The 26,319-nt window shown below is 42.9% G+C and carries 29 protein-coding genes, 1 tRNA gene and 1 pseudogene; 13 read left to right on the top strand and 18 right to left on the bottom strand.

Annotated elements, in window-relative coordinates; all coding sequences use genetic code 11:
* A pseudogene (locus Q0C11_RS09785) lies at positions 1 to 112 on the top strand (IS1595 family transposase); the annotation flags it as partial.
* Positions 113 to 155: 43 nt separating this feature from the next.
* Here the strand turns inward: Q0C11_RS09785 and Q0C11_RS09780 are convergent.
* On the bottom strand, positions 156 to 281 hold the full coding sequence (locus Q0C11_RS09780; RefSeq protein WP_293007453.1) for a hypothetical protein: 126 nt from the start codon (positions 279 to 281) through the stop codon (positions 156 to 158).
* 388 nt (positions 282 to 669) lie between these two features.
* Here Q0C11_RS09780 and Q0C11_RS09775 point away from each other — a divergent pair, with 388 nt between their 5' ends.
* The 6 genes from Q0C11_RS09775 (at position 670) to Q0C11_RS14700 (ending at position 4,460) form a co-directional block, all read left to right on the top strand.
* Complete coding sequence (locus Q0C11_RS09775) at positions 670 to 1,647, top strand: hypothetical protein (RefSeq protein WP_293007451.1); 978 nt, start codon at positions 670 to 672, stop codon at positions 1,645 to 1,647.
* Between the two features lie 27 nt (positions 1,648 to 1,674).
* Entirely contained in the window at positions 1,675 to 1,905 is a 231-nt protein-coding gene (locus Q0C11_RS09770) for a hypothetical protein (RefSeq protein WP_293007449.1), read from the top strand.
* 183 nt (positions 1,906 to 2,088) lie between these two features.
* Complete coding sequence (locus tag Q0C11_RS09765; RefSeq protein ID WP_293007447.1) at positions 2,089 to 2,493, top strand: hypothetical protein; 405 nt, start codon at positions 2,089 to 2,091, stop codon at positions 2,491 to 2,493.
* Between the two features lie 417 nt (positions 2,494 to 2,910).
* Entirely contained in the window at positions 2,911 to 3,387 is a 477-nt protein-coding gene (locus Q0C11_RS09760) for a hypothetical protein (protein WP_293007445.1), read from the top strand.
* A gap of 460 nt (positions 3,388 to 3,847) precedes the next feature.
* Positions 3,848 to 4,072, top strand: coding sequence for a DUF1413 domain-containing protein (locus tag Q0C11_RS09755; RefSeq protein ID WP_293007443.1), 225 nt, complete (start codon positions 3,848 to 3,850; stop codon positions 4,070 to 4,072).
* 259 nt (positions 4,073 to 4,331) lie between these two features.
* A complete protein-coding gene (locus Q0C11_RS14700) occupies positions 4,332 to 4,460 on the top strand; it encodes a hypothetical protein (protein WP_367273746.1) in 129 nt (42 codons plus the stop codon).
* Positions 4,461 to 4,843: 383 nt separating this feature from the next.
* On the opposite strand, the gene Q0C11_RS09750 is transcribed toward Q0C11_RS14700, so the two are convergent.
* Positions 4,844 to 5,905, bottom strand: a complete 1,062-nt coding sequence (locus tag Q0C11_RS09750) for an ADP-ribosylglycohydrolase family protein (protein ID WP_293007441.1) — start codon at positions 5,903 to 5,905, stop codon at positions 4,844 to 4,846.
* Positions 5,906 to 6,014: 109 nt separating this feature from the next.
* On the opposite strand from Q0C11_RS09750, the gene Q0C11_RS14695 reads away from it, so the two are divergent.
* Positions 6,015 to 6,215 (top strand): DUF4372 domain-containing protein, encoded by a 201-nt coding sequence (locus tag Q0C11_RS14695; RefSeq protein WP_367273745.1) that lies wholly within the window; start codon positions 6,015 to 6,017, stop codon positions 6,213 to 6,215.
* The gene (locus Q0C11_RS09745; RefSeq protein ID WP_293007439.1) at positions 6,128 to 6,364 is read left to right on the top strand and encodes a transposase; all 237 of its coding nucleotides are present in this window, start codon (positions 6,128 to 6,130) and stop codon (positions 6,362 to 6,364) included. The genes Q0C11_RS14695 and Q0C11_RS09745 overlap by 88 nt, the downstream gene beginning before the upstream one ends.
* Before the next feature lie 74 nt (positions 6,365 to 6,438).
* Here the strand turns inward: Q0C11_RS09745 and Q0C11_RS09740 are convergent, their stop codons facing one another.
* From Q0C11_RS09740 to Q0C11_RS09710, 8 genes are all read right to left on the bottom strand, one after another.
* Positions 6,439 to 7,377 (bottom strand): hypothetical protein, encoded by a 939-nt coding sequence (locus tag Q0C11_RS09740; RefSeq protein ID WP_293007437.1) that lies wholly within the window; start codon positions 7,375 to 7,377, stop codon positions 6,439 to 6,441.
* A gap of 36 nt (positions 7,378 to 7,413) precedes the next feature.
* A complete protein-coding gene (locus Q0C11_RS09735; protein WP_293007435.1) occupies positions 7,414 to 8,532 on the bottom strand; it encodes a DUF3696 domain-containing protein in 1,119 nt (372 codons plus the stop codon).
* Positions 8,532 to 9,692 carry a DUF262 domain-containing protein gene (locus tag Q0C11_RS09730; protein ID WP_293007433.1) on the bottom strand — a complete coding sequence of 387 codons (1,161 nt, stop codon included), beginning with the start codon at positions 9,690 to 9,692 and terminating at the stop codon, positions 8,532 to 8,534. Before Q0C11_RS09730 ends, Q0C11_RS09735 begins: the two co-directional genes overlap by 1 nt.
* A gap of 29 nt (positions 9,693 to 9,721) precedes the next feature.
* Entirely contained in the window at positions 9,722 to 9,961 is a 240-nt protein-coding gene (locus Q0C11_RS14690; protein WP_367273744.1) for a helix-turn-helix transcriptional regulator, read from the bottom strand.
* A gap of 546 nt (positions 9,962 to 10,507) precedes the next feature.
* Positions 10,508 to 11,032, bottom strand: coding sequence for a PEP-CTERM sorting domain-containing protein (locus tag Q0C11_RS09725; RefSeq protein ID WP_293007431.1), 525 nt, complete (start codon positions 11,030 to 11,032; stop codon positions 10,508 to 10,510).
* 567 nt (positions 11,033 to 11,599) lie between these two features.
* Positions 11,600 to 11,675 (bottom strand) — tRNA-Lys (locus Q0C11_RS09720).
* A 188-nt stretch (positions 11,676 to 11,863) separates the two neighbouring features.
* Positions 11,864 to 14,089 (bottom strand): Tex family protein, encoded by a 2,226-nt coding sequence (locus tag Q0C11_RS09715; protein WP_293007429.1) that lies wholly within the window; start codon positions 14,087 to 14,089, stop codon positions 11,864 to 11,866.
* Positions 14,090 to 14,163: 74 nt separating this feature from the next.
* Positions 14,164 to 14,502 carry a DUF2007 domain-containing protein gene (locus Q0C11_RS09710; protein WP_293007427.1) on the bottom strand — a complete coding sequence of 113 codons (339 nt, stop codon included), beginning with the start codon at positions 14,500 to 14,502 and terminating at the stop codon, positions 14,164 to 14,166.
* 46 nt (positions 14,503 to 14,548) lie between these two features.
* Between Q0C11_RS09710 and Q0C11_RS09705 the strand changes: the two genes are divergently transcribed.
* Complete coding sequence (locus tag Q0C11_RS09705) at positions 14,549 to 15,436, top strand: recombination-associated protein RdgC (RefSeq protein WP_293007425.1); 888 nt, start codon at positions 14,549 to 14,551, stop codon at positions 15,434 to 15,436.
* Between the two features lie 177 nt (positions 15,437 to 15,613).
* Here the strand turns inward: Q0C11_RS09705 and Q0C11_RS09700 are convergent, their stop codons facing one another.
* From Q0C11_RS09700 to Q0C11_RS09670, 7 genes are all read right to left on the bottom strand, one after another.
* Positions 15,614 to 16,300 carry a DUF6781 family protein gene (locus Q0C11_RS09700; protein ID WP_293007423.1) on the bottom strand — a complete coding sequence of 229 codons (687 nt, stop codon included), beginning with the start codon at positions 16,298 to 16,300 and terminating at the stop codon, positions 15,614 to 15,616.
* Between the two features lie 43 nt (positions 16,301 to 16,343).
* A complete protein-coding gene (serS, locus tag Q0C11_RS09695) occupies positions 16,344 to 17,660 on the bottom strand; it encodes a serine--tRNA ligase (protein WP_293007421.1) in 1,317 nt (438 codons plus the stop codon).
* A 35-nt stretch (positions 17,661 to 17,695) separates the two neighbouring features.
* A complete protein-coding gene (locus Q0C11_RS09690) occupies positions 17,696 to 19,027 on the bottom strand; it encodes a replication-associated recombination protein A (RefSeq protein WP_293007419.1) in 1,332 nt (443 codons plus the stop codon).
* Positions 19,005 to 19,628 carry an outer membrane lipoprotein chaperone LolA gene (gene lolA / locus Q0C11_RS09685; protein ID WP_293007417.1) on the bottom strand — a complete coding sequence of 208 codons (624 nt, stop codon included), beginning with the start codon at positions 19,626 to 19,628 and terminating at the stop codon, positions 19,005 to 19,007. Before lolA ends, Q0C11_RS09690 begins: the two co-directional genes overlap by 23 nt.
* A gap of 55 nt (positions 19,629 to 19,683) precedes the next feature.
* Positions 19,684 to 21,984, bottom strand: a complete 2,301-nt coding sequence (locus tag Q0C11_RS09680; RefSeq protein WP_293007415.1) for a DNA translocase FtsK — start codon at positions 21,982 to 21,984, stop codon at positions 19,684 to 19,686.
* Positions 21,985 to 22,152: 168 nt separating this feature from the next.
* Positions 22,153 to 23,052, bottom strand: a complete 900-nt coding sequence (locus tag Q0C11_RS09675; protein ID WP_293007413.1) for a GGDEF domain-containing protein — start codon at positions 23,050 to 23,052, stop codon at positions 22,153 to 22,155.
* A 242-nt stretch (positions 23,053 to 23,294) separates the two neighbouring features.
* Positions 23,295 to 23,720 (bottom strand): RDD family protein, encoded by a 426-nt coding sequence (locus Q0C11_RS09670; RefSeq protein ID WP_293007411.1) that lies wholly within the window; start codon positions 23,718 to 23,720, stop codon positions 23,295 to 23,297.
* Positions 23,721 to 24,050: 330 nt separating this feature from the next.
* Here Q0C11_RS09670 and Q0C11_RS09665 point away from each other — a divergent pair, with 330 nt between their 5' ends.
* Genes Q0C11_RS09665 through Q0C11_RS09655 form a run of 3 tightly spaced genes read left to right on the top strand, consistent with a single transcriptional unit; the run spans position 24,051 to position 25,945 of the window.
* Positions 24,051 to 24,764, top strand: a complete 714-nt coding sequence (locus Q0C11_RS09665; RefSeq protein ID WP_293007410.1) for an energy transducer TonB — start codon at positions 24,051 to 24,053, stop codon at positions 24,762 to 24,764.
* A 3-nt stretch (positions 24,765 to 24,767) separates the two neighbouring features.
* Entirely contained in the window at positions 24,768 to 25,526 is a 759-nt protein-coding gene (locus tag Q0C11_RS09660) for a MotA/TolQ/ExbB proton channel family protein (protein WP_293007409.1), read from the top strand.
* Positions 25,526 to 25,945 (top strand): biopolymer transporter ExbD, encoded by a 420-nt coding sequence (locus Q0C11_RS09655; RefSeq protein ID WP_292919788.1) that lies wholly within the window; start codon positions 25,526 to 25,528, stop codon positions 25,943 to 25,945. Before Q0C11_RS09660 ends, Q0C11_RS09655 begins: the two co-directional genes overlap by 1 nt.
* Here the strand turns inward: Q0C11_RS09655 and Q0C11_RS09650 are convergent.
* Positions 25,923 to 26,210: a sensor histidine kinase gene (locus tag Q0C11_RS09650; protein ID WP_367273747.1), complete on the bottom strand. Its 288-nt coding sequence runs from the start codon at positions 26,208 to 26,210 to the stop codon at positions 25,923 to 25,925. The genes Q0C11_RS09655 and Q0C11_RS09650 overlap by 23 nt on opposite strands.
* Between the last annotated feature and the right edge of the window lie 109 nt (positions 26,211 to 26,319).

Here is a 26,319-nt window from a genome sequence, read left to right as displayed (position 1 = left end):
CCTCGGATGGCACAGAATGATTGACCGTCTCGGTCAAAGTATTACACCAATCCTTTGTTTTATAGCATCTCTTGGCAAAACAAGGCAGGTTCAACAACTAATTGTGACATAGCCTATTTAAACCTTCCGTAAGAAAGAAATTAATTTTGATTGGCTTAACTCAGGTTCTGTCCAATGATGACAGACAGAATCATAAATACGCCCAACAAAATTAAGAAATACTCAGCTAATTCTGCGCTCATGGTTTCTCCTTCGGATTTTCCAGTTATAGGTTTATTCAAGAAAGCTTACTCTAGGAAGGAAATTAGCAATGGAGGATAAAAGGGGGAAATCTAGTACAGATCACGCTAAGGCACATTGATGCCTTTTAGGATAGCGGGTAATCATTTCCATTACTTCTCGTAAGTGAATGGCGTCATGTGTATCTGACAAATTCCTGAGAAGTTTTATACATAAATCTCACAATTTGACTTTATGCAGCAACACTATGCAAGTTTGCTTGCGGCTTAAACCGATGGACTCCATTTTTGACAGCATATGTCACCTAATGGATGTTTTAATTTATAATTTCGTTCCTTACACAAAGGCAGGAACGATCACCAAACAAGTCGACGTTCCATCTTTAAAAAGCGGATTCTGAAAGATAAGATCACTTTGAATAAGATAGAGATGTTTAACGACGGCATATGGGTGATAAAAAAGCAGCGGGCGTACATCCCACAATATCCATTCGAAGTCCTGATCAATGGCGAATCAATGGGAATGACAAAGCTTTTATCCTTTGCGAAGCGCATATCCAATACAAGCCGTTTCCCGCAGGTTCTTGTCATCTATTCGTCCGGTTATCTGCGGCTTAAAACCGGGGCTGATCCTACGCCACCGCTGCCGTTCGGTCAGAGCCTAGTCCTAGGTCCGGCAATCTCAGGCACATCAACTTCCTATCCGAAAAAGACTTTATTCTTCCATCCCCAATTAACTCGCGTTGCCATTGATACATCCCAACTCAATCAGGGTGGCACGGGCAAGATGTTGATCCGAATTATTAGCTGCCACGCAAATCGTTCTCCTAAGATCGGCACGACCAATCAAATCATGGATCTCACTTGGTTGTTGACCTTGGAAGAGCCACATGACCTAGCCACAATACTCCATGTGGCAGGAACGTTTAAATTCATAGAGGATGTGATGCCAGATCCTTTACAGACAAAAACGTTCGAGTCGGTACGGCTCCTCCAGATTTCCACAATGTTTATTGATAATGTCCGACATGATGTTAACGCGCTTCGATCGCACACTGAAAACGATATCGTAACTTTATACTACGATTCTTCATTGGCAAATCTGCTGTTGCCAGTTACGCCCAGTTCACTGAACTGCGCAATGCCAATTTTCGATTCTATCCATACAGATGATGTTGGGCGCCCCAATGGGAATACACCGAGCTACAGAATCAGGATAACCTCAACCACAGGCCCGACAACGGGTCCCTTTATGGTTCGGGCATTTTTCAACAGCAGCCAAAACCTGCGTCATGACAATATGGGACTATGGGTCTTTCAGCAACCGCCAGCATCGATAAAAAAAGGCACAATCGGAAATATAAACTATACTGTTATCGCATGTGTTAATCCGGCACTGCCTAGTTAACTGTTGTATATAACCGATAATGGCAGAATGAAGAAATCAGTGACCTTATATAAACATCATCGATTTTTCAATGCCAAGCTTTCACTTTGGTATGTGAACGGCGTATGCGTCGGTTCATTTTTTCTCGTTCATTGGGCGGCGATTGCCCCGTATTCGGGGGTGACGGGGCTGCTCTATGGGCTACTTTTTGCAACTTTCGCATGGAACTTAGCGTTTGTTAAGCTGAAGGGCTATTATTGGCTGCGCCTAATAAAATGAAAGGAGTTACAGCGATTCCTGGAGGCTTATACTGCGGTGTGCAATCTATTTAATCTTGGCCGTCATCTGGTATCTGCCAGTGACTATCTGGTTTGGAGACAAGGTGCTATTGCGTCTTGGAAAAAAATAACGGTAGCTTAAGGTAAGTAAATTCAATATCTTGGCCACCTTGCGAGAGTTAACTTGGCAATACCCACAGTGGCGAGTCAATGCTTTCATGATACGCTTGATGGTCTGGTCAAGCAGGCTCCGCAGTTGTTCTGTCGCCGGTGTGCGTACACTGCAGAAATCCGGCGTGCCATTCTGGATATGATAGGCCCCATCGATTATCAGGCAATAATGGTTGCAACGTCTTTTTCTACTTACGAACAATTAGTGTTAAACGCCTTAGATAAAAACGCCTCTAAAATTGGCGTAGCTTCAGGCCATGATATTCGCTTGGCTTTGCAGGCTGCGGGTTTAGGTAAGCGTGAGATTGGCGTCACTATGGGCGCATTGGTAGAAAAGGGCGTGTTAGAACGATTAAAAGTGATTGACGCCGATGGCTTATTTTATATGGCTTATCGGCGGGTAACGCTTGGCAAATAACCTATTGTTTAGTTAGCAATGGTATTAGAAAAGCCTCATTTCATCTTAGCTACATCAGGTCCTTTCTCCAAATCCAATTTTCTCGCCTGTTTAAAAAGAGTTCCAAGACCTGTTGGACAGAAAGCAAACATGTGCTCAATCTTGATGCAAAATATTCCGGGGGTAAGTCACCATTCTCTGGCATTATCAATTCTGCAAATTTTCTACGTAAAATTCTTTATTTTCTTTCCAAAGATAAATATGGCTTTCTTCTGAAATCAAACGTGAAATTCTTTTGAAGACTCTAATAATCGAGCGGCAGTAAGCCAATTTATACGACATTATTTGATAGATTATCGGCAAAATATCTTATACATTACGTTATGTGTAAAATCATCCGTTCACGCTAATTGCCGCGAAAACCAAAGGAGATACAAAGTGAACAAATATCTTGTGACATTATGTGCATGCTTTATGCTTTTTTCATCATCAATTCTCGTCGCAGCTGAAGCTAATAGTTTTTTTGATGCTGCTTCAACACTGAATAGTCGAGGTAGCTCAATCGGAAAAACTATGAGTAAGTATACAAGTGAAGCGAAAAAAAATAACAATGAACAAAGACAGTCTGATTTGGTTTTGCTTTGGTCAATAGCAGAAACAGGGAGCATGTGCGCAATTTTGAACGGGAATATCATTGGTGCCGCAGGGATGATGGATAAAAGATCTAGAAACGGCTATATGGAAATGGTCAATGATTCTATTACTATATGTAAGCAAATTATAACCGAAAAAGTCAGATTCTTAGATGTCCTTCCGCAGGTTAAGGATGACAAAGTAACCAAGCTATTTGCCACAGAACTCGCTTCTCAATTTCGGGAAATGGATCGAGAGTTCAATGCATTTACATCCAAGTAGTTTAGCGCGAATACTCATAACTCGGCATTCGAGCGGGGCGCTGCAAAAACGCGGTATCCTTCAAATTTACATTAGGAGTAATTTGGAATTCTGGTTTATGCGAGAAGTCATCCAGCACCTGCGATAAATTATATCAGCCCCAGACAGTTATTTTAAAATTGGAATACAATTGCGAAATGGAAATTTTGTTTAATCTACACGAATGCCATCCGCAGTTATTGCAATTACTTTAGCTTTTAATAAATAAATTGAACTTGCGATTCTCCTTGGTCTTGCCAAGGGGATTTAAGGTATCTGTATAATTCGGCATATATAACAAGGGGTAGAGATTAATATTGAGAATTATAACCCTGATCTCTGGTAAAGTTCGAAACCTAATTAACAACTATAAATAGACGGATTCAAACGTTATACTGCACACCATGATTATTCCAGTAAAAAGATGACAAGGAAAAAATTCATGCTTAACCAAGAAGAAAAGAAAAAAGCTCAAGATATTATAGACCAAAAGAGCAAAGGGACTTATCCATTAAATGCATTATATGGCGATGAGTGGGGAAAAATACCCCATCAGAGAAGTTTTGGTAAAAAATTTAAGGCAACTGTCGAGGATGGCCAATTAACAGGGATAGAATTGTCTGTTAAAAAAACCGATAATCATCAAACCTATAAAGTATTGTATTAGGGGGCAATTATGGTTGGTTCTGTCGCATTAAGCGGGATCATCGATACATTCGTGTAGACTGTTGATATCGAGAAAATGGTGGATCTACATGCTGGTTACAAAAGGAATGCGGTTTACGATTGATGTAATTCTGGTCTGCATCCGCTGGTACACGCGGCATATTCGTTAAGTTGTTGTCGGCACCTGGGAGATACGATGGAGGAGCGTGGTGTTACAGTTGACCATTCTACAGTGAGCCGTTGGGGATCCGGTTAATATTGTGGAACAAGATCATCGAGCAGTGAAGCGAATAAAGAAGCCAATGCTCGGATTCATATCTTTTCAATCAGCTAAAAACATCTTGGCTGGAATCCAACTAATGCACATGCTTTTAGCAATGGTCAGATGATGAGGAGGGAGCTGAACAATTTTATGCATTGGCAGAATAACTCCGCCTAGTTTAAAGAGATGGCATGTCAACTCATCCGAAATATGCCTTTTTGCTTTTAATGCGACAGAACCGGAAAAATACCAGCAGCGGCGCTTGAAGTGCAAAAATCGCTGCGCAAGGCATTGCTGAAGTATAAGTTACATACGGATCAGGTGCTGTTTGATCGGGCTTATGCGTATATTAAGGAATATTATTGATGATAATGTTCGCAAGTTGGCCTTGTCCGTTCCTTCAACTGCTAATCTGTGTAAGCGACTGTCGGTAAGTTACACCAAGTGGACATCAGAAGCTGCACTTCCAATTTGAATCCGCCTATATTCACTCACAGATATTTTGCTTTTTTATTTAAGTAACGGAAGCCTACTTAGCATATCTTCACAATAATTCCATTCATCCAATGTCTCTCTCCACTCTAATGGAATCGCATTTACGCCTTTGTATGCACCAAAAACCATACCGATAGCAATTCCCCTTGAAGCATTGTCCCCACCGACCATCGTATTTGCTTGTAGTGCTTTTTTTAATCCATCTTCCTCGTTTTCATATTTTAGTATGAAATAGACTGCTCCAGGAAGAGTTCCCTCAGTAGGACTTGCTTTGCCTACTTTTATCGGTTCTGAGCGACCTACGTCCCATAGTCTTGCCATGCTTGTAATTGCAAGGTCATCAGCAAACTTCTCCTGAGAAAGTGCCGAGTTTCCATCAGTAGCTTCTTTTACTTTTGCAATTGCCTGGGCAACTTTATCATAAAAAAAACCTTCCATTTCTAAAGCAGCAGACTCAACTGCATTAGATGGAGTCTCTCCGTTAATTACACGGTGGGTGACACGAGCGAAAAACTCGCCACCACCTAGCGCATGAACATCTCTATGAGTAAACATGCATTTTCTTGCAACATCTACTACTTCATCTTCTGTGTCGTAATATGCATGTGCTGCAGCATGACGTATTGCCATCGCGTTAGAAATCCCACCAAGACGTTCAACAGGTACACCCTGTCTTACTTGTCCATAAGTCTCTTTAGTCATAGTACATATCCAAGAACCCCAGCCTTTTTCAAGGCGCTTCATCCAGTGAGGAATCATGTTTGTTACATTAAAAGGTCTTGGGATATCTGAAATAGATGCCAAATACTCTAAAACCAAGATGTTGTAGTCTCCATAATCAGTTGTCCCGCCTGCCTTTTTACCTGGATGGTAGTTACGCTCTCCCCAGCCAATGCCATGTGTTTGACCACCCATCATCTCTCCTGGTGACATGTATTTTTCTATAGGTTTATTGCCGTAAGCTTTATATATTTTTTTAGCGTCATATTCATAATGACTTCCAAGACAAAGCGCATCAGCGACTATAGCACCAAAAAAAGCACCTTTTATTCTTTCTTCTTTTGAAATATTATTCATAATTTATCACTACTGTCCCGTTAACAACTAATTGAGGCGGCCTGATTCAGCTTGAATTGGTATCATAAGTTTGCTTATAACTTGTTGAACCGATATAGGAAATAACGCCATGTCACATTATAATACGATCTTTTCACAAATACTAAAATTTGTACCGAGACATGAGTTTAAGACTCTGGCAAAAGAACATCATTCAGGTCGTTCATTCCGCACTACATCTAGATGGTCGCAGTTTGTGACCTTGGCGATGGCACAATTAGCAGGACGGAAGAGCTTGCAAAAAGCGCCATTAAGCTTCATGTCGGATTAAATCACAGCGGCTATCTTCCAGAGTTTGTCGCCATTACGGAAGGCAAGACCAGTGATATTGAGATTGGCCGTATACTGCAATTTCCCCAAGGTAGCATTGTAGCTGTTGACAGGGGGTACTGCGATTACAGTTGGTACAACCAAGTGTGATTTCGGTAAAAGTGGGTGCTCTGAGATATTCCCTGAATCTTGATTTTTTATGAATGATGCAATATTAAATATTGCTATTTGGGGGTTGTCACGGTTGATAGATGGCGACCAAAGTAACCAATACAAATGCAATTGCTGACATAGTCAGCAAGTATATGCATTCGCTTATTATCCGTAAAATTTTTCACATGGACTTCAAAGAGAACGCGACCTAAATTAGGATGTTTAAACAATCTCTTACGGGCGTGTTTTGCGGCATTCATCGTCTCAGTGCTTTCTCCTGAGATATCCAGTCCTGAGTTTTTGATTAGATCATCTAGATTTGTAGACCCACAAATGGCTCTGTCTAGCTTATTCAAAACACTAATAATTCTAGGAAAATCAAGTGCAGTTACTGAGGAACTACGGAGATCCTTTAATGCGCTTTCACAGAAAATCAGATGAGGAAAATCTATATTACCTCGTGCAGCAAGATTACAAAAATAATTTTTATTTGATTGTTTCTTAACCGCTAACTCGTCCAAAATCTTATCAAGATTAGCCTGAGAATATATATTTGGAACATTCACATTTTGCTTTTGTATAGCACCGACTTCATCCCATTGTTGAATAACGGTTACGGGATCGACTTTCCAATTAGTATGGGAGGCAAAACTAATTCCATAAGCATTTAGTATTGAAGCTACACCAAGACCTTTAACTTCAATATCTTGATCTGACAAAAGTACAAACAAAATGTCTTTAATTGAATTCTTTTGATCAATACTTTCATTTGAAATTAATCGGCATTTTACGTTACCAATTACGCTTTTTACCAATCGGCATTGGTCATTATTTTTAATTTTACTGATCCATTTTCCAAACTCAAACCCTTGCGCATAAACCAGCGAACTCCAACCTCCCTCTAAATCATCTGCTCGATAAAAAGTTATACCCTTTAAATTTGCACTGTGCAGAATCTCAAAAAACACAGCCAAATTTACTTCACAATCCTCCACAGAGAAAAATGGCAAAGATGCCTCATTCAGAATTAGAGATTCGGACACTGTTTAGTTACCCTGGATCAATGTGTTTAGGCTCTTGTCCCATTCATCAAAAAAACCTTCAGGCCAATTATCAATATGACCAGTTGGCTCGATTCTAACTTCTTCAATGTTAACGGCGTGCTCAGAGCTTCCGACATCACGAGAAAGGAAATATATACATACATTGTCTGATTCAATATTCTTCGCTTTAACAGATGTTCTGACGCCGTTCAAAAAATGGTCACTATGTGTTTCGATAATGATCTGTACTCCATTTTGAGCAGCCAAGGCTATTAATTGTGCCACAAGTGATTGCCCGGCCGGATGTAAATGGGATTCAGGGTTCTCTATGAGCAATAAATCACCTGGACGTGCACTTAGTACTGCAGTCACAACTGGTAATACATAAGTTAAGCCAAACCCTGTATTTTCTGGACGGAATTGCGCTGTCATCTCAATCAAGGAAGAAAACTGATAATGTAGACTTGCTTGATTAATCTCAGGAATTAATTTAGCAATCACTTTGGTTCCAGGAGTAATCTCAGACATCCAAGCATTCAAATTATCAATAAGTGTTTTAGTAGATGACTGAGGATGCTTAAGGGCATCGATAGGTATTTCCTCATCACCATGTTCTGCTAGAAAATGAGCAGTAAATTCTCCCTTAATACCCAGAGATCTTCGCTTATTCACAGCGTATTCAGAAACATCGTAAATGCTTTTTGGGCTAATTCGCTCTGCAGAAAGGTATTGAAAAGAAGAAGTAAATAGCGACTCTCCAAACGGTAAGCCTTCTATATCATTGTCCCTCCTCTCAATTGGTTGCATATCGGATACTTCTTGATACATAAACCTAAAGTTTAATCTGGATTCAGGCCAGCATAATTCGATATCCACAAACTCATCATTACCGTCGGTAAAAAGAAGATCTTTACCATTACCTATACGAACATATTCCCCGGTTAGAGAAATTCCCGTATCGGGCAACAGATGCTTTTCGAAGGACTGCCTTAACAATAACATCGATTGAAGGACGGACGATTTCCCCATGCCGTTGAGCCCGGAGAACAATGTTAGATTTTCGAGATCGAATGTCCCATCTTTAATCGATTTGAAGTTACTCAAATTTAAGCGTTCTAACATTACAAATCCTTCCCTGAAAATTTTTCAATGATACCTTTCATCATTTTGAAGCGCATTTGAACATTGTCCGTATTGGCTGTCGATCGACTAATGGATTCGTGAAATACAGAATCCGTCAACAGCGCCTTAAATTCTTCTCTAAACTTATCACCTTGCTCAGTGAGGCGAGTGCGAGCTTTATCATCGATCGAAGCCAAGCAAACTGAAACTGCTTCGAATAGCGGCTTATTAACCACCTTTTTATGTGTCGGTTCCGCTAGTGTTTTCTTAAAAGCATCGTTGTTAAAAAGATCATATGCAGTTTTCATTGATGCTAAAAAATTGGCGCGTAGTGAATCACGTTTTTCATTTCCTAATCTTCCTAACTCGTCCATCGCGGAATCCAAAAATTTGGGAAGTGACGACTTGTATGTGTCAGAACTAAATAATATGAAAGCCATATGCCGTAGCACTAATTCTTGATAGGACATACGGTTATTATTGTTGCCAACCATTTTGCAAAATAATTCTTCCTTTACGATTTCGCTTAGAAAACGTGAAGCTACTCCACTATTAATCGATTGGCTCATAGCGTGCCTAATCTCTTGATTGGTTAATTTAAGTCCTCCAGTATTAATTCGATTAAATAATGAGTATTTCATCACCAATGGTGTGCCTGGTTTAATCAAATATACAGAAGTCTGAAATTCGTCTATTCGTCGCTGCAATGCACGCGGGAGCTGATCATAAGAAAATCCCTCATATTCTGTAAGAAATTCCAGATTTGTTAAATGTAGTTTTTTTTTCAGAACGAAATTAGATATGGCCGATAAGCGCTGTAATCCGTCTACAACCTGCCACTTATCGTCAACAAGTGCATCAAAATAAAATGCTGGTATTGGTAGTCGAATTAGTATGGATTCTATTAGGCGGCTTTGTGCTTGCCTAGTCCACAAATCACTAGATCGCTGAAAATCTGGCATTAAATCAATTTCTTCATGCTTGAGTCTGTCAATTAATGCTCTCAAATTTGGCGTCGTTATAGACACATCAACTTTTTTAGGATCGAACGGTTTCTCTTGAGTGACAGGCTCTTCCTGTTCACCAACATCCTCTTTTTCAAAGCCATCTTTGTCCAGTTCGTAGTCAGGACTGATCTGGTCATCTTTTTCAATAGTCATATTTATCTTCTTCTTACAGAAGTCTCAAATTATCCAATGATATGAAGAGATTTAGCCGCTAATTCATCTAGTTCCTCAGATTCGTAATTTGGATTATCGCTTTTGACGATTAATGATTCATTCATTTTGCGCTGAATGCGCTTAACGACTAGCTCATTAACCAATTGCAACACGTATAGTGAATTATTTTCCAGGAGGAATCTTCTCACGTCAGTGAGGATCAGGCCATTCTTCGTTATGTCAGCTCTATGCTGATTAAGACCAAACAATTATTACAAACATTCAGTGGCATATCAAGCCGCTTCTTTTACAACATTTTTAAGCAGAGTTCTACATAAGTTCGACCAGAGCCGACAAATCGATTTATCCTGCTTAATTTTCGGGAAATATCGAAGTGCTGTCTTTAAATAACAGTATGATTTAGAACTATTTGTTACGCTTTAAAATAAAAAAGGGGTTAGCGTTTAAGCTAACCCCTAGTCTATTTGGTAGGTCGTGCCAGGATCGAACTGGCGACCAAGGGATTAAAAGGTAGTATAACTAACTGTTTTTATGAATAATACACTCGCTTGTGCTCGCCAGCGCTTGCTAATAATTGTCAGATTTGTCATGTACAATTCTTGGGGTTCTGGTTCTGTCAAAAACCGTACTGAAGAAAGTAATTTCATCAATCGATGATTATTAACAATCTGTATTGTATCTGCACGACTTGATGCTAACGAACCCACGGACACTCTCGAAAGTCAAGGATGCAAGACCAAAGTTTTTTCTGTGACGCTTGCATTCTCTCGAGTGCAGTTGATCGATTATCACTTTTAAAGCTTAGTAGCGTAACGTTTAACATAAACGACTAGGATACCAAGACCAAGAAGAAGCATGGCGTACTGGGATGGTTCAGGTATTCCAAGCGTTGCTTGCATATAGTAATCGTTTATTCCATCGGGTGTAATCCCATGATAGGTGCCAACAAGATCGATGGATCCATCTGTCCATCCAAGAGAAAGCAGTGGACTTCCACTCAAGTGCGTCCAAGATTGAGCAGTTCCATTACTACCAACAATCTCGAAAACGGTGCTCAAAGTTGAACCATTAGACAACGTGACATCAAGTTGAGGAAATTGTCCGAGGTTCGCTGGGTCAGCAAACAACCAGTAATTGCCTTGAGAAATTCCGTCAACTGATCCATTTGGTGCATTTAAGAGCGGACCGATTGGTTGATCGCTAACTCCAAGTATCCAATGCCCCGTTGTCCAAGTGACCCATATTTGTCCGGGATTCTCGGTGTTAAATAGCGTAATATCTTTAATCGTAACTGCTGCGTTAGCGGTAAGCGATGTCATGATAAGAAGAGCGCCAACAATTAATTTTTTCATTTTATTATCCCTCGAGTGTTGTGAAGTGTTTCGACCGAATATTACCTCAAGGGAAACATGTATGTAAATGTAAGACACTGAAGTTGTTAATTACATTTTTCTTAAAAAAGGCATACTTTTGGCACCATTGATATGTGCTGTCAAATATAAACCGCATGTGACTGAGCAGCTAGTAAAATTGCACAGTAACTAGTGCTGGTTGTAGATAGTCCCATCTATCCAGCGTCTGCTGCAGGTTATAGAAGATTTCTTTTAGTAATCCCCTGAGTTGCTTGTTGTCTTGTTTCGAAATTTGAGGACGCACCATTCACTTTTGCTTTCCTTTGAGGCATTGTCATGGCAATCCGCTTTGCGACCTAAAGCGTAGAGGATTATCTACCAGGAAGAGTTCTGCATAAGTTCGGTTCAGAGCCGATCATCAATCTTCAATGCTTGATTTTCGGTGGTAAATATCGCTAACGATCTGATTTATAACATTTTGTTATACTCTAAAATAAAAAAGGGATTAGCGTTTAAGCTAACCCCTATTCTATTTGGTAGGTCGTGCCAGGATCGAACTGGCGACCAACGGATTAAAAGTCCGCTGCTCTACCGGCTGAGCTAACGACCCAAAGCGCGGCATTATACCTGAATAGACTATCGATATAAATGGATTTATCGAGTTAAATGCAGATTTAGTGATTATTTGTACCGCTTACTAACTGATATCACGATGAATTATTCTTTTTAATCTTGGTTCTTATGGTTTTGTCACAGGAGCCTTTTCCACTAAGTGTACGCTGTGACGATAATTTTTTTCTAGGATATTTTCTCCTTGCCGTTAGCAAGTTGCATTGTCAATGCAATCCGCTTACGTTTTTCATCAATATCCAATACCTTGACTGTAACCACTTGACCCACCTTGACAATGGTATGCGGGTTTTTGACAAATTTATCTGACAACGCGGAGATATGCACTAAACCGTCTTGATGTACACCGATATCGACAAATGCACCGAATGCGGCAACGTTGGTAATGACGCCTTCGAGCATCATGCCGGGTTGTAAGTCTTTCATCGACTCAATGCCTTCCTTAAAAGTGGCGGTTTTGAAGGTGGAGCGCGGATCACGGCCGGGCTTTTCGAGTTCTTGCAGGATGTCTTTGACGGTCAGTAGACCAAATTGTGCGTTGGAGTATTTCTCCGGACGGATAGCTCTCAAAACTGTTTGATTGCCGATCAGTTCGGAAACACTCAGCTTTACGTCATTGAGTATTTGCTCGACCAGCGGATATGATTCCGGGTGAACAGCGGAAGCATCAAGCGGATTTGTTCCAGTGGGAATGCGCAAGAACCCGGCGGCTTGTTCAAAAGTTTTTGTGCCTAAGCCCGTGACTTTCATTAAATCGGTACGTTTGGCGAACATACCCTTAGCGTTGCGGTATGCGGTGATGTTGTGCGCAATTTTGCTGTTGAGTCCGGCAACGTAACGCAGCAGGGCAGGAGAGGCGGTATTGACATCAACGCCGACAGCATTGACGCTGTCTTCCACTACGGCATCGAGTGTGTGCGCTAATTGGCTTTGATTGACGTCATGCTGGTATTGGCCGACACCAATCGATTTTGGGTCGATCTTGACCAACTCGGCCAAGGGATCTTGCAATCGCCGTGCAATTGAGACCGCTCCGCGCAGCGATACGTCCAGATCTGGCAATTCTTCCGAGGCAAGCTCAGATGCAGAATACACCGAAGCTCCGGCTTCGGACACCATGATCGATGTAAGTTTGAGTTGTGGATGCTGTTTGATTAAGTCTTTGGCTAGATGGTCGGTTTCCCGTGATGCAGTACCGTTGCCAATCGCGACCAGAGAAGCGTCATGCTTTTGTGCCAATTGCTTTAAAGTCTGGATTGCACCATCCCAATCATTTTTAGGCGGATGTGGATAAATCGTTGCCATGTCGAGTACTTTTCCGGTGGTATCAACGATCGCAACTTTCACTCCAGTGCGTAATCCGGGATCCAGTCCGATGGTGACGCGCGCACCGGCAGGAGGAGCGAGCAACAAGGCTTTGAGGTTTTGCGCGAATACTCGGATGGCTTCGGTTTCGGCGCATTCTTGCAAGTTGCTCATCAGCTCGGTTTCCAGGTGTACGTGGATTTTGTTACGCCAGGCTGAACGCACGGTGTCAATCAACCAACTATCTGCTGCGCGTTTTTGGTCACGTATGTTAAATTGTTGCGCGATTCGTTGTTCGCATGAGTTGAGTGCCAAAATCCCACTCTTTTCTTCCAGTTCAGAATCCAACCGCAGTTTTAGCTTCAAGAATCCTTCACGTTCGCCGCGTAGCAGCGCCAATGCACGATGCGAAGGAATTTTACTGATCGCTTCATGATAATCATGATAATCAGTAAATTTGGTGTCGCTGTCTTGTTTGTCCTTGACGGCCTTGGCAGTCAGAATGCCATGCAAGCGCAAGTATTCGCGTAGTGTTTGCAGCAGCGGTGCATGTTCGGCGAAACGCTCCATCAGGATATGTTGCGCGCCTTCCAATGCTTGCTCGACATCCGCCACTCCTGGATTATCGCCTTCCTCGGTGGTGAACGGCGCTTTCAGGTATTTGGTCGCTTCAATTTCCGGATCAAGCCGTGAGTCATTTAACAGCGCATCTGCCAGCGCTTGCAGGCCAGCTTCCAAGGCGATTTGCGCTTTGGTGCGGCGTTTTTTTCGGTAGGGCAGGTACAAATCTTCCAGATGTGTCTTGTCTTGCGCATGGGTGATCGCATCCAGCAATGTCGGGGTCATCTTGTTCTGCTTCTCAATTGCGTTGATGATTGTCGCGCGCCGTTTTTCCAGCTCACGCAAACTGTGCAAGCGTTCTGCTAATTGGCGCAATTGCACATCATCCAATCCTCCAGTAGCTTCCTTGCGGTAGCGAGCAATAAATGGGACAGTAGAGCCGTCATCCAGTAACTGGATAGTGGCCTGGATCTGTACCAGTTTAACCACAAGTTCTGCGGCAAGGCGTTGTTCAATTGATGGCAACATAGGCATTATCAGATTTTATGTTCGAGAAAGCATGAAGTGGTGGATAAGTATTCATCACACTTTGATTGTATTGTTTATTCGGAAACCTTGGCTTGGTACAGGACAATCTCTAAGCCAGAGCCGCATTTCCAGCAGAGCTGAAAATTGGCTGGATTTTCTTCATTACAAGCAGGACAGCGTATGATGCCGGTTGTTGTCGGTGTTTTCTCGTAGGTTTCAACGACACGCTTGCCGCGCTCGAAATCTTCTTCGCGTATGATCCATACTTCGGGATATGCATGTGTGAATGGAATTTCTCCGACACAGCCCTGCGCATGCTGATTAAAAATTCTCGCCGGGATATAGGCGTGTTCGAGCAGATCAAGTACTATCTGCGCTTCCAACAAATTGCCAGCAGAGTAAATTTTTTTCATGCAATTATGATGGCAAAGACAATCAACAAGTTAATAGAGTAAAACTATGTGGTTCAGAAATTTACAAGTTTATCGTATTAGTAGTGGAAATATAACACTGAATAGCCTTGAAGAGGCGCTTTCTCAACATGCCTTGCAAGCATGCATGCAAATGGAGATGCAAAGCCGCGGCTGGGTGCCGCCTCGCGACGAGCAGGAGAATTTTATCCATGCTTATGGCCAACAATGGCTGATTGCTTTGGGTGTTGAGAAGAAATTATTGCCAGCTGGTGTGATTAATCAGCATGCCAAGAACCGTATTGCGCAAATTGAGAAAATGCAAGGCTATAAGCCAGGCAAGAAACAAGTTAGAGATATCAAGGAAGCCACGATAATTGAGTTATTGCCGCGTGCTTTTACACAGCGCCACAAAACTTATGCTTGGATTGATGCGGTTAAGAGTCGTTTGATAATTGATACGGCGAGCACTCAGAAAGCTGATGAATTGGTTGAGGTATTAGTTAAATCAATGCGCGGTCTAACTTTGGCACCGTTGGAGACGCAGGTTTCGCCTTCTTCAGCGATGACACGTTGGTTGTCTGGTGACGATTTGCCTTCTATATTTAGCATTGATCGTGATTGTGAGCTGCAAGGTATGAGTGATGAGAGAGCAACTGTCAAATATACCCACCATGCGCTGGAGACCGAAGAGACTGTACGTCATATACGTGCAGGGAAAAAAGTGATCAGGCTGGCAATGACATGGGATAGTAAAATCTCATTTGTATTGCATGATAATTTGCAGCTGCGGCGGATTGCGCCACAGGATATTCTGAAAGAGTCAACTGAAAATGCTGAAGAATTGTTCATCAGCGATTTCGCTATTATGACCGGTGAACTCAGTCAACTGATCACTGCAATGGTTGATGCGTTAGGTGGCGAGGATTTAAGTTAGGATATCGTTAGCTCTATTTTTTAAGCTATGTGGGGCTAACGATACGTTTAATCTCTTCGGGTTAAATTCCCCGCCCCTTGGGGCGAAAGCTGGTTGAAAACCAGCAGGTTGAAGAGCGCGGTTAATACCCCGCTGCTTGCGGCGGGGTGCTTTATTCGATCGAATTCAATAATAGCCTTATTTGGATTTATCTTTGATTCCCGATAGTACGCCTTGAGCAATTTTACTCACAAATTCGGCAGTTTTTTGCGCGAGTGTGGTTCCGGTTTCTAGCTGAGATTGTCCAACTGATGCGATTTGCTGCGCGAAAATAGCCAGTGTTTCTTGTAGCTGAGAACCTACTGTGGTTCCGGTATTTTTTGCATGATGGCTCAAATCGAGCAGAATCTCTGAAATCACGCCTTGCGCTGCTGTACCGGTACGATGCAGGGTGTCGACGAATAGACTTTCGAGGCTTTCCAGATCAGAGCGGGTGCGCTCTAATTCGGTCTCAGAGAATTTCCTGGCCTGACCTGTTGCTTCTTGAACGGCCAGTTTGGAGGCTTCGGCAAACCCAGCCAATGCGGAATCGAGTCCTGCAACGGCTTCAGTAATTTGTGATTTTGCTGCTTGCGTTTGATTGGCTGCATGTTGTAGCTGGTGTGTTGCGCCGTCGTGCACGCCATCCATCACCGCGGTGATAATTCGCTGCAGGGATTCCAAATCGATATGTTTTGCATTCATGGCTTCCAGAGTTAGCCGGTGCACGGTTTCCTGGATATGCGTGCCGCTGGCAATCGCTTCGCGCACCTCAGCTTCGAGTGTTTTGAGCTTGCTGTCGTTGTCGGATTTGTTGTTGGGCTGACTGGTATGTTCATTTTGCATGATGAGACTTCCTATAAGAAGAGTGAATCGTTGTGCTTGGTTTTCATTTTGCGCCGCTACTCCCGAGTTGGTCAAGACCATTCATATAGGGGCGCAAAACTTCAGGTATAGTGATGCTGCCATCCGCGTTCTGGTAGTTTTCCAATACGGCCACCAGTGTGCGCCCGACAGCTAGACCAGAGCCGTTTAATGTGTGTAGTAACGCCGGTTTGCCATTTTCATTGCGAAAGCGTGCTTGCATGCGGCGGGATTGGAACGCTTCACAATTGCTGCAGGAGGAAATCTCCCGATAGGTGTTTTGTGCAGGTAACCAAACCTCAATATCGTAAGTTTTTGCTGCCGCGAAGCCCATATCTCCGGTGCATAAGGCCATGACTCGGTATGGCAGCGCTAGTTTCTGCAGAATCTTTTCTGCATGCCCGACCAGTTGTTCCAATGCTTCGTAGGATTGGTCCGGGTGAACGATATGTACCAGCTCTACTTTATCAAATTGGTGTTGACGAATCAGCCCGCGCGTATCCCGGCCATAACTACCGGCCTCAGAACGGAAGCAGGGCGTATGTGAGACATATTTGAGCGGGAGCGATTGCAACGGCACGATTTCATCGCGCACCATGTTGGTAATGGGTACTTCCGCAGTGGGGATGAGATGATATTCAGGTGTGTTTTTCGCAGAGGAAGATTCCTCACCACCAGCGGTCACGGCAAATAAATCTTGTTCGAATTTGGGAAGTTGTCCCGTGCCACGCAGGCTATCACGACTCACCAGATAGGGTACATAGGTTTCGATGTAACCATGTTCCAGCGTATGAATATCCAGCATAAATTGAGCCAGCGCCCGATGCAGACGAGCGAGCCCGCCTTTCATCAAGCTGAAGCGTGCCCCACTGAGTTTGGCAGCGGTTTCAAAATCCAGCAATCCGAGTCCTTCTCCGATACTGACATGGTCTTTGATGTCAAAATCAAATTGTCGTGGTTCACCCCATTGACGAATGCGTACATTGCCTGCCTCATCTTTGCCTTCGGGTACGCTGATATGCGGAAGATTGGGAACCTCGAGCAGAATTTTTTGCAAATGATGTTGAATGTGCTCCAGCTGATTTTCCGCTTGTTTCAACGCATCGCCTAGATGCGCTACTTCAGTCATAATCGCCGAAGTATCCTCCCCCTTGCTTTTTGCCTGGCCGATTTTCTTCGATGCTATGTTGCGTTGCGCCTGAAGTTCTTGTGTTTGGGTTTGGATTATTTTGCGTTCTGCTTCCAAAGCATTAAATGCTTCGGCAGGAAAAGTGTAGCCTCTTTTGGCGAGTTGCTGGGTAATGTTGTTCAAATCAGTGCGTAGTTGTTGAATCTCTAGCATGCAAAAACTCCAAAATAACCGGTATTAATTGAACTTTATAGCTTACGCTTTGCTTGTTTATCTAAATTTCGTAAATGAGCCAATTTTTCTTGAATTTTTTGTTCCAGTCCGAAAGTAGTTGGTTGATAAAAATTCACTTCGGGCATTTCATCTGGAAAATAATTTTCATCCGCTGCGTAGGCCTCCGGGCAATCATGCGCGTAGCGGTAAGCGTCTCCATAGCCGATATCTTGCATCAGTTTGGTGGGTGCATTACGCAGGTGCAGTGGGACGCGGCGTGATTTATCCTGGGCAACCAAGGAACGCGCTTTCTTGTATGCCAGATAGGCGGCGTTACTTTTCGGCGCGCAGGCCAGATACAAGGTGGCTTGTGCCAGCGCCAATTCGCCTTCCGGACTGCCTAGCCGCTCATAAGTCTCACAGGCATCTAATGTTAAGCGCAGAGCACGCGGATCAGCTAGGCCGATGTCTTCAATGGCCATGCGAATCAATCTTCGTCCGATATATAGCGCATCGGCGCCGCCATCCAACATGCGACACAGCCAATAGAGTGCTGCATCAGGTGAAGACCCGCGAACAGATTTATGTAGTGCGGATATCTGATCATAAAATTCATCGCCGCCTTTATCAAAGTTGCGTGCATTGCGTGATAACGTGTTGAGAACAATATCTTTGCTGATTTTCGTGATGGATTCAGTTCTGGCTGCAGTATGGATTTGTTCTAGCAGATTTAGTAAACGCCTGGCATCACCGTCAGCGAATTCGATTAGTAAATTCCTTGCTTCATCAGAAAATTGCACTTTATCCAGATTATTTTGAGCGCGCTCAAATAATCTGGATAACTCCTGTTCTGATAAGGCATTGAGTATATACACTTGAACGCGCGATAACAGGGCATTGTTGATTTCAAATGATGGGTTTTCCGTGGTGGCACCGATAAAAGTGATTAAGCCTTGTTCTACGTGCGGTAAAAAAGCATCTTGCTGTGATTTGTTAAAGCGATGCACTTCGTCGACGAAAAGAATGGTGTGCCGACCGGTTTGTTGCAGGACTAATTGAGCCTGCTCAATTGCATTGCGAATGTCTTTGACGCCCGATAGCACGGCAGATAGGGCAATGAACTCACAATCAAATTCAGTTGACATGAGGCGAGCTAGTGTGGTTTTCCCGGTTCCTGGCGGACCCCATAAAATCATCGAATGCGGTTTGCCTGATTCAAATGCCAACCGCAGTGGTTTTCCTGTACCGAGCAGATGATTTTGTCCAATGACGTCGCTTGGTTGTTTGGGACGAAGTAGTTCTGCCAATGGAGCTTTGGGTGCATTAATCGAAAAAAGGTCCAAATCACTCACTGATGACGTCTGCATTGTCCGGAGGAATGAATGTGAATAAATCAGCGGGTAGGGTGGGGTTTTTATCTAGCTCGGAGAACGACAATAATGTTGTTTGTCCGAAATTATCCCGCAATGCCATAACCTTGAGCGCGCCGTCCGGAGAAAACCCTATTTGAATGAACTCAAAGTTGCTTTCTTTGTTTTTGGGAATTGCTTCGAGCCATTCCATTTCATTTTGCACGCCCAGTTCAACCAGCTCAAAATTGTCTTCAATCGTACTGCTGCCGGCGAGTAATGCGGCTGGACTGCTACCGATAGCGAGGTTAAATTGGCGCACAGTTACTTGGTTGAGGTCATGATCATAAAACCAGACTTGTGTGCCGTTGCCAACAATCAGTTGCTCGTATGGTTTTTCATAAGCCCAGCGAAATTTTTCAGGACGCTCGAACTGCATGGTGCCGGTTGATTCTTGGATGGCGCGAGAATTTTTATCGTACAGCGTTTGTGAGAAGTTTGCTCGAACTGTGCGGGTTTCCTGAATAAAGGTTTTAAGACTGTTGATGGCAGTTGCTTCAGCCAGGACTGGTGTCAGACTGAGCAGCAAGAAGAAAGTGGAACAGCTTAAACGGAGCATAGGTTCCTTGAATGAAATGGGTGTGTAGAGCAAAGTATAGCAGTTGGAAATTAGATTATTCGTTACGTGCCGGAGCTAGTACTTCTCGATTACCGTTACTTTGCATTGAAGAAACCAAGCCGGCTCGTTCCATATCTTCTACAAGACGGGCGGCACGATTATAGCCGATTCGCAAATTTCTTTGTACGAGAGAGATGGAGGCCCGTCGAGTTTTGATTACAATGGCAACGGCTTCGTCATAGAGCGGGTCGGCTTCACCTTCGGATGGTTTTTTAAAATCGAGTGTGTTGCCGGTATCATTGTCTTCTTCATCAATCTTAAGAATTTCTTCGATGTAGTTAGGTTCTCCATGTTCTTTAAGATACTCCACCACCTTATGCACTTCATGATCGGCGACAAAAGCACCATGAATACGTTGCGGATAGCCGCTGCCGGGTGGTAAGTACAGCATGTCACCTTGACCCAGTAAGGCTTCGGCTCCCATTTGATCGAGGATGGTACGTGAATCAATCTTGCTCGATACTTGAAACGCAATTCGGGTCGGAATATTTGCTTTAATCAGACCGGTTATCACATCAACGGATGGGCGTTGGGTTGCCAATAAGAGATGAATGCCAGATGCGCGTGCTTTTTGCGCTAGCCGGGCAATTAATTGTTCAACCTTCTTGCCGGCGACCATCATCAAATCGGCTAGCTCATCAATTACCACGACAATCAGCGGCAATTCTTCTAGATATTCCTGTTCTTCCTCAGGTAGTGTCAGTGGATTAATTACGGGCTCTTCATTTTTAATCGCTTCTTGGATTTTCTGATTGTAACCACCGAGATTGCGAACACCTAATGCAGACATCAGTTTATAACGACGCTCCATTTCGGCGACACACCAGCGTAATGCACTAGCAGCTTCGCGCATATCGGTGACAACCGGCGTCAGTAAATGCGGAATACCTTCATATACCGATAGTTCTAGCATTTTTGGATCAATCAGGATCAAGCGGGTTTGATCGGGTGTGGTTTTATAAATAAGGCTTAGAATAACTGCATTGATCGCAACTGATTTGCCTGAGCCGGTGGTTCCAGCTACCAGCGCATGAGGCATTTTAGCGAGATCCGATACAATCGGGCGCCCGCTGATATCTTTACCTAATGCAATGGTCAGCGCTGAAGCGGAGTCAGCATACACCTGCGAACTGAGAATTTCTTGGAGTCGGACAATTTGCCGCTTAGGATTGGGAATTTCCAGTCCCATGGTGGTTTTTCCCGGAATGGTTTCGACTACCCGTATGCTAGCAACCGATAATGCGCGCGCCAGATCCTTGACCAGATTGATGACTTGATTGCCCTTGACGCCAATAGCCGGCTCAATTTCATAGCGGGTGATGACTGGCCCAGGGAAGGCTGCAACAACCTTAACATCGACACCAAATTCTTTGAGTTTTCGCTCGATCAGGCGAGAAGTAAATTCAAGGGTTTCTTTGGATAATATTTCAAAATCTTTATCCGGTTCATCTAGAAGACGCAACGGCGGCAGTGGTGAGTCAGGCAAATCCGAAAATAAGGAAGGTTGTTTCTCTTTGATAATGCGCTGAGATTTGATAATACTGGTTGTCGGTGGTTCGATATGCAGAATCGGATTATTTTCTATGCGTTTTTTCTCGCTCTCAACGGATTTTTCTCGGACATGAGAAGCAACGAAACCTGCAAGTTTGTCTTGTCTTGTTTCCCATGCATTTTTGAGTAGTAATAATAGATTCTCAACACTTTCACCAAGCATTTCTACAAATCGAACCCATGACAAGCCGGTAAATTGACTAAAGCCGACAGCGATGAGTATTAATAATGTCAGTGTTGCGCCTGTAAATCCCAGTATTTGCGAGAGATAGTAACTAATTGTGTTGCCTAGCATTCCGCCCGGTGGTAAAGGGAGTGAAATGTTGATGGAGTAAAATCTGAGCGATTCCAGACCGCTGCTGGCTGATAACAACAGTAAAAAACCGCCAAGAGAAAGTAACACGGAATGCCGATCAAAGATTCCGACGGTATCTATTCGGCGATAGCTCCACGCAATTGCAGACAGAAAGAAAGCAACCCACCACCATGCAGATGCCCCAAATAAATACAGCAATAAGTCAGCCAGCCATGCACCGGCATGCCCCCCTGCATTCTGGATTTGATTAAAGTCACCACTATGCGACCAGCCGGCATCGCTACGGTCATAGCTAATAAAAATCAATATTAGATAAAGTGCAGCACCCATCAATATTAATAGCCCGGATTCACGTAATAGTCGGGCTACTCTGGGTGAGAAGGAATGGCCGTTTGATTTTTTGGCCATTGGTTTGTTCAATAAACTCATGGGTGTCTCAGAAACGTAGGGTTTTGTCTGATTGATACCCGGGATTATATAAGAGAATTTGAAGTAATTTCTTCAATGCATCGATAAATGCATTCTTTCTGTAGCTAAAAAGAATTGATGTCCTTGCGCAGAGGATGTTTTAGCTCGTTTTGTAGAAATAAAATGGAATCAATCAGATCTCGAACGCGACAAAATGGCGGCGACAGTGGTTTTTTCTTTATTGGCGATCGAAGGCAAGGTGGAAACCTGATGCCCTCCATTTTGTTTTGAAATAAAGAGTGCATTTTCTGCGCGTTTGCAGAGATTGGTTTTGTTATCTGTTTCTTCAAGCATCGCGACACCGATGCTTATCATGATTTTGTTTTCAGCGTTCTTATCGATGGCGGAAGAGATTTTCTTGCGTATGGCTTCACATACTTTTTTAGCTTCGATCAAATCTGTCTCAGAAAATACTATGGCAAATATATTGATATCAATACGATAAAGAAAATCGGTTATTCTGATGTTGGTTTTAATTTCTTGGGAAATTCTTTTAATGGAATCGCTTTTGCTTTTATAGTCATAGTTGTCACTGAATAATTTTAAAAGATCAATATCGATAATCGCGATGGATAAACTCCGTTGATATCGTTTGCTACGCACTATTTCTGTATCGAATTCGGTTTCAAAAGCTTGGCGGTTTTTGTATCCCGTGACAGGGTCGATCAATATCTGATTCATTAACGTAGTGATATCCACATTTGCTCTTTTGATTTTAATCACCATGTATGCGGAGCAAATGATCAGCAACAAAGTTATCCCCCGATTAAACAATACAATATCTAATGGGACAACCATGTGCGATGATAGAAAGTATCCTGCAATGGTTAGAGTAAATCCGAGCGTGGCAATTAGGTAGGTAAATTGAACTCCACTGACCCATAGACTTGCGAATATTACCAATGCATAAGGGACGCCAGCCGCAACACCCAAGGGGAGACTTAAATCAGTGATGAAAATGGCTATTGTTGCAGCAAAGATAACTAAGCAGTTAGCTTGGATGGGGAATTCTCTGAGATGGAGTTTCAAGCTAGTAATTGCTGAGAAAATTGGACTAAGCATTTGTTTAAATGATCGCTAATGTAGAAGTAAGGTTGTTATATTAACGGATTATTGAAATCAATCTTTAAATGCTTAATTATTAACGTAGTGAAAATCATAACAATTCGATTAGTATACACTTTTTTGTAACTGAGTCTAAAAGTGTGCATGTGAATTTCTATAACGGAGAAAGGCAATGAATTGATTATCGTAGGGGGATTAGTTGATTCTTATTGAATCTTATCCTGACAAAAAATGATACGAGTTCCTGCTATACGGTCATGAAGAAATTGGTGATCGCGATCAAATAACGCCCAGATGATTCCGAGTCCAAAAAGGAGAATACCCGTTATTGCGAGCAAGTAACGAATAATGGCCTGTTTCTTTGTTAAACTGTCGCCATCCGCGGTTACAACACGAATCTTCCAAGTTTGCATGGCCAAGGTCTGTCCGCCATGTGTCCAAAACCAAGTGAAGTAATATCCCATAACCAAGAGTAGATAAAATTGAAATAATGGTCGGAAATAAAAAGCTTGCGTGTCTCTGAAGATAAGATGAAAAATAAATCCTGCAAATAGCAAAACGGCCAATAAAAGCAGAAACTCATAAATCAGACAAATAATGCGACGCCAGAAACCGGGGGTGGTGTAAGTCATGTTTGAATTAGATCGGATGTGATGGCACTATATCACTATCTGTTAGCCTGCGCAGCGGAAAAGAATTTTTATGCAAGTAAGATCATTTGTTTTGTATTGTTTTGGTAAACCAACTCGCATTAAGCTTAATTATCAATCTAGTGATTGATAATTATTATCGTTTGCGTTATCATAAAAGGCTGGTCAGCTTAGTTTCTGGTCATCATATTTAGAGCAGTGCATTGGGTTGAGGTGGCGTTCATACACATGTTGTTTGTCAAATCAGCATATTAGCTTGTGGTATTTTCAAGTCAATAATAAGTAATATTTTTCTGGATTTGTTATTCTGTAATGCAATCATTATCTTGGAAAAATAGTGAATATTTTGAACAGCAACAACGCCTTATTTCGTTGCCGGGATTGTTGTTTGTACTGGTAGTGCACGCTGCTTTATTTTATTTATTATGGAATCAACGCTTAATTCCAGCTCCTGATCAGGTAGTTACTTTGTTTGCTGAGCTAATAACTCCATCAATACCGCGTGCTGCCCCTGAATCATTGCCGAAACCTGTTCCTGTTAAGCTTCAGCCAGCCAGAAAGCCTGTGGTCAAGCCCAAAAAAGAGCGTCTTGTCGCTAAAGCACCCGCAATTCCTAAGCAAGAATATGTCGAGCCGGTTACAGACCCATTGCCGGCACCTGTGCCGGTTCAGGAGCAAACGAGAGAATCCAGATCCTTGCCGGATGCTGCACCAGCACAAATGCCAACTGGACCTATGACGTTGGCTTCGGAATTATCCGTTTCTTGCCCAAAATTATCACCGCCAGCGTATCCTGCCATCTCGCGACGCATGGGTGAAGAAGGTAAATTGGTGTTGCGTGTAGAGCTGGATGAGAGTGGGCGTATTGATGATGCAAAAGTTCTTAATAGCAGTGGCTATGAGCGTCTTGATACTGCGGCATTGGCCGCAGTGAAGAGCTGGCACTGTAATCCGTCGTTGCGTAACGGCCAGCCCGTTCGAGCGATAGCCTTACAACCTTTTAATTTTGTACTGCAAGGAAATTAATTCATGGAACAAGGACTCGGCTTTTCCCATTTTCTCGATCAGATTGATGGAGTGGGCATCAGTGTACTTGTATTACTATTGTCACTATCGATAGCGAGTTGGTATCTGATTATCACAAAAAGTATTGCAAATATAATTGCTAAACGCCGTGCTGAGGCTTTTTTAAAGCATTTTTGGAGTTTTGATTCGCTACAAACGGCTCATATTGAGTTAAGAAACGCTGTGCCAAATAATGCATTCTCAGAGCTTGCTAAGCTGGGTATTGATGCGGCAGCTAATTCCAAGTTACACAGCACGCATAAATTAGCTGCTGCAGGTGGAACAAGTGAGTTTCTAACGCGTACTTTACGCAACGGTATTGATCAGGAAGCTACTCGAGTTGAGAATGGCCTGACGTTAATCGCAACAGCAGGTTCGGCAGCACCCTATATTGGCTTATTTGGAACAGTATGGGGTATTTATCATGCGCTGATACAAATTGGACTTTCGGGGCAGGGCACTTTAGATAAGGTCGCCGGGCCTGTTGGCGAAGCATTAATCATGACAGCGTTAGGGTTGGCGGTAGCCATTCCAGCAGTGCTTGCCTATAACGCTTTTGTTCGTCGTAACCGTATCTGGCTTGCGCGCCTGGAAGCTTTTGCGCATGATCTGTTCATACTGATAACGGTTGGAGATAACAATGATACTTCATTCTCTGCGCCACATTCGCAGCGCGAAATAAGCACAAGCGCAATTGATGTTGCGATAGAAAGGGGGCGATGATGGCGTTTGGAAGTATGCAAGATAGCGGGCGCCAGGCCCCTATGTCAGAAATTAATGTGGTACCGTTGGTTGATGTGATGCTGGTATTGTTAATCATTTTTATTATTACAGCACCACTTCTTACTCATTCAGTCAAGATTGATCTGCCAAAAGCAGAGAATGTTCCAAATATCACACAAACTGAACATGTTGAATTGGCAATACGTGCGGATGGTAGTCTATTCTGGAATGGAGAGCCCGAAGTACTGGAACAATTAGCATCGCGCTTTGCTGCAAAAATAAGCCAGGAGCCTGAAGCTGAATTACATCTTCACGCAGATAAATTGGCGCACTATGAACATATTGCACGGGTAATGAGTATTGCGGCTAAAGCAGGCATGACAAGAATCGGTTTTATCACAGATCCTTCGGAAAGATGAGTGTAAAACTTGTTGGGTTTCTGCGGTGAATAGTTAACTTTGCGCTTATCTGTTCACTTAGCAATTGAACGAGTTGTAGACCTAGTGTAGGCGTATTTTCAATGTCAAAATCATCTGATATGCCAATACCATTGTCACTAATACGTATCAACAACTGGTTTGAGTTATGATGTTGTAGTTTAATCTGAATCGTTCCCGAACGATTTCCAGGAAAAGCATACTTTATTGCGTTTGTGCATAATTCGTTTAGAAGGAGGCCTAACAGGCCGTTGAAAAGCCCACCGAGTCGGGTAAAATTTGATGGAACCCACTCACCTCATAAATCATGCGCGGAATTGAACGCTCGCAACAACAGCTTTTTAGCTATGTCAATC

It is taken from the genome of Nitrosomonas sp. (assembly GCF_022842015.1).
Lineage (GTDB): Bacteria > Pseudomonadota > Gammaproteobacteria > Burkholderiales > Nitrosomonadaceae > Nitrosomonas.
This window is presented reverse-complemented; position numbering and strand designations above follow the sequence as displayed.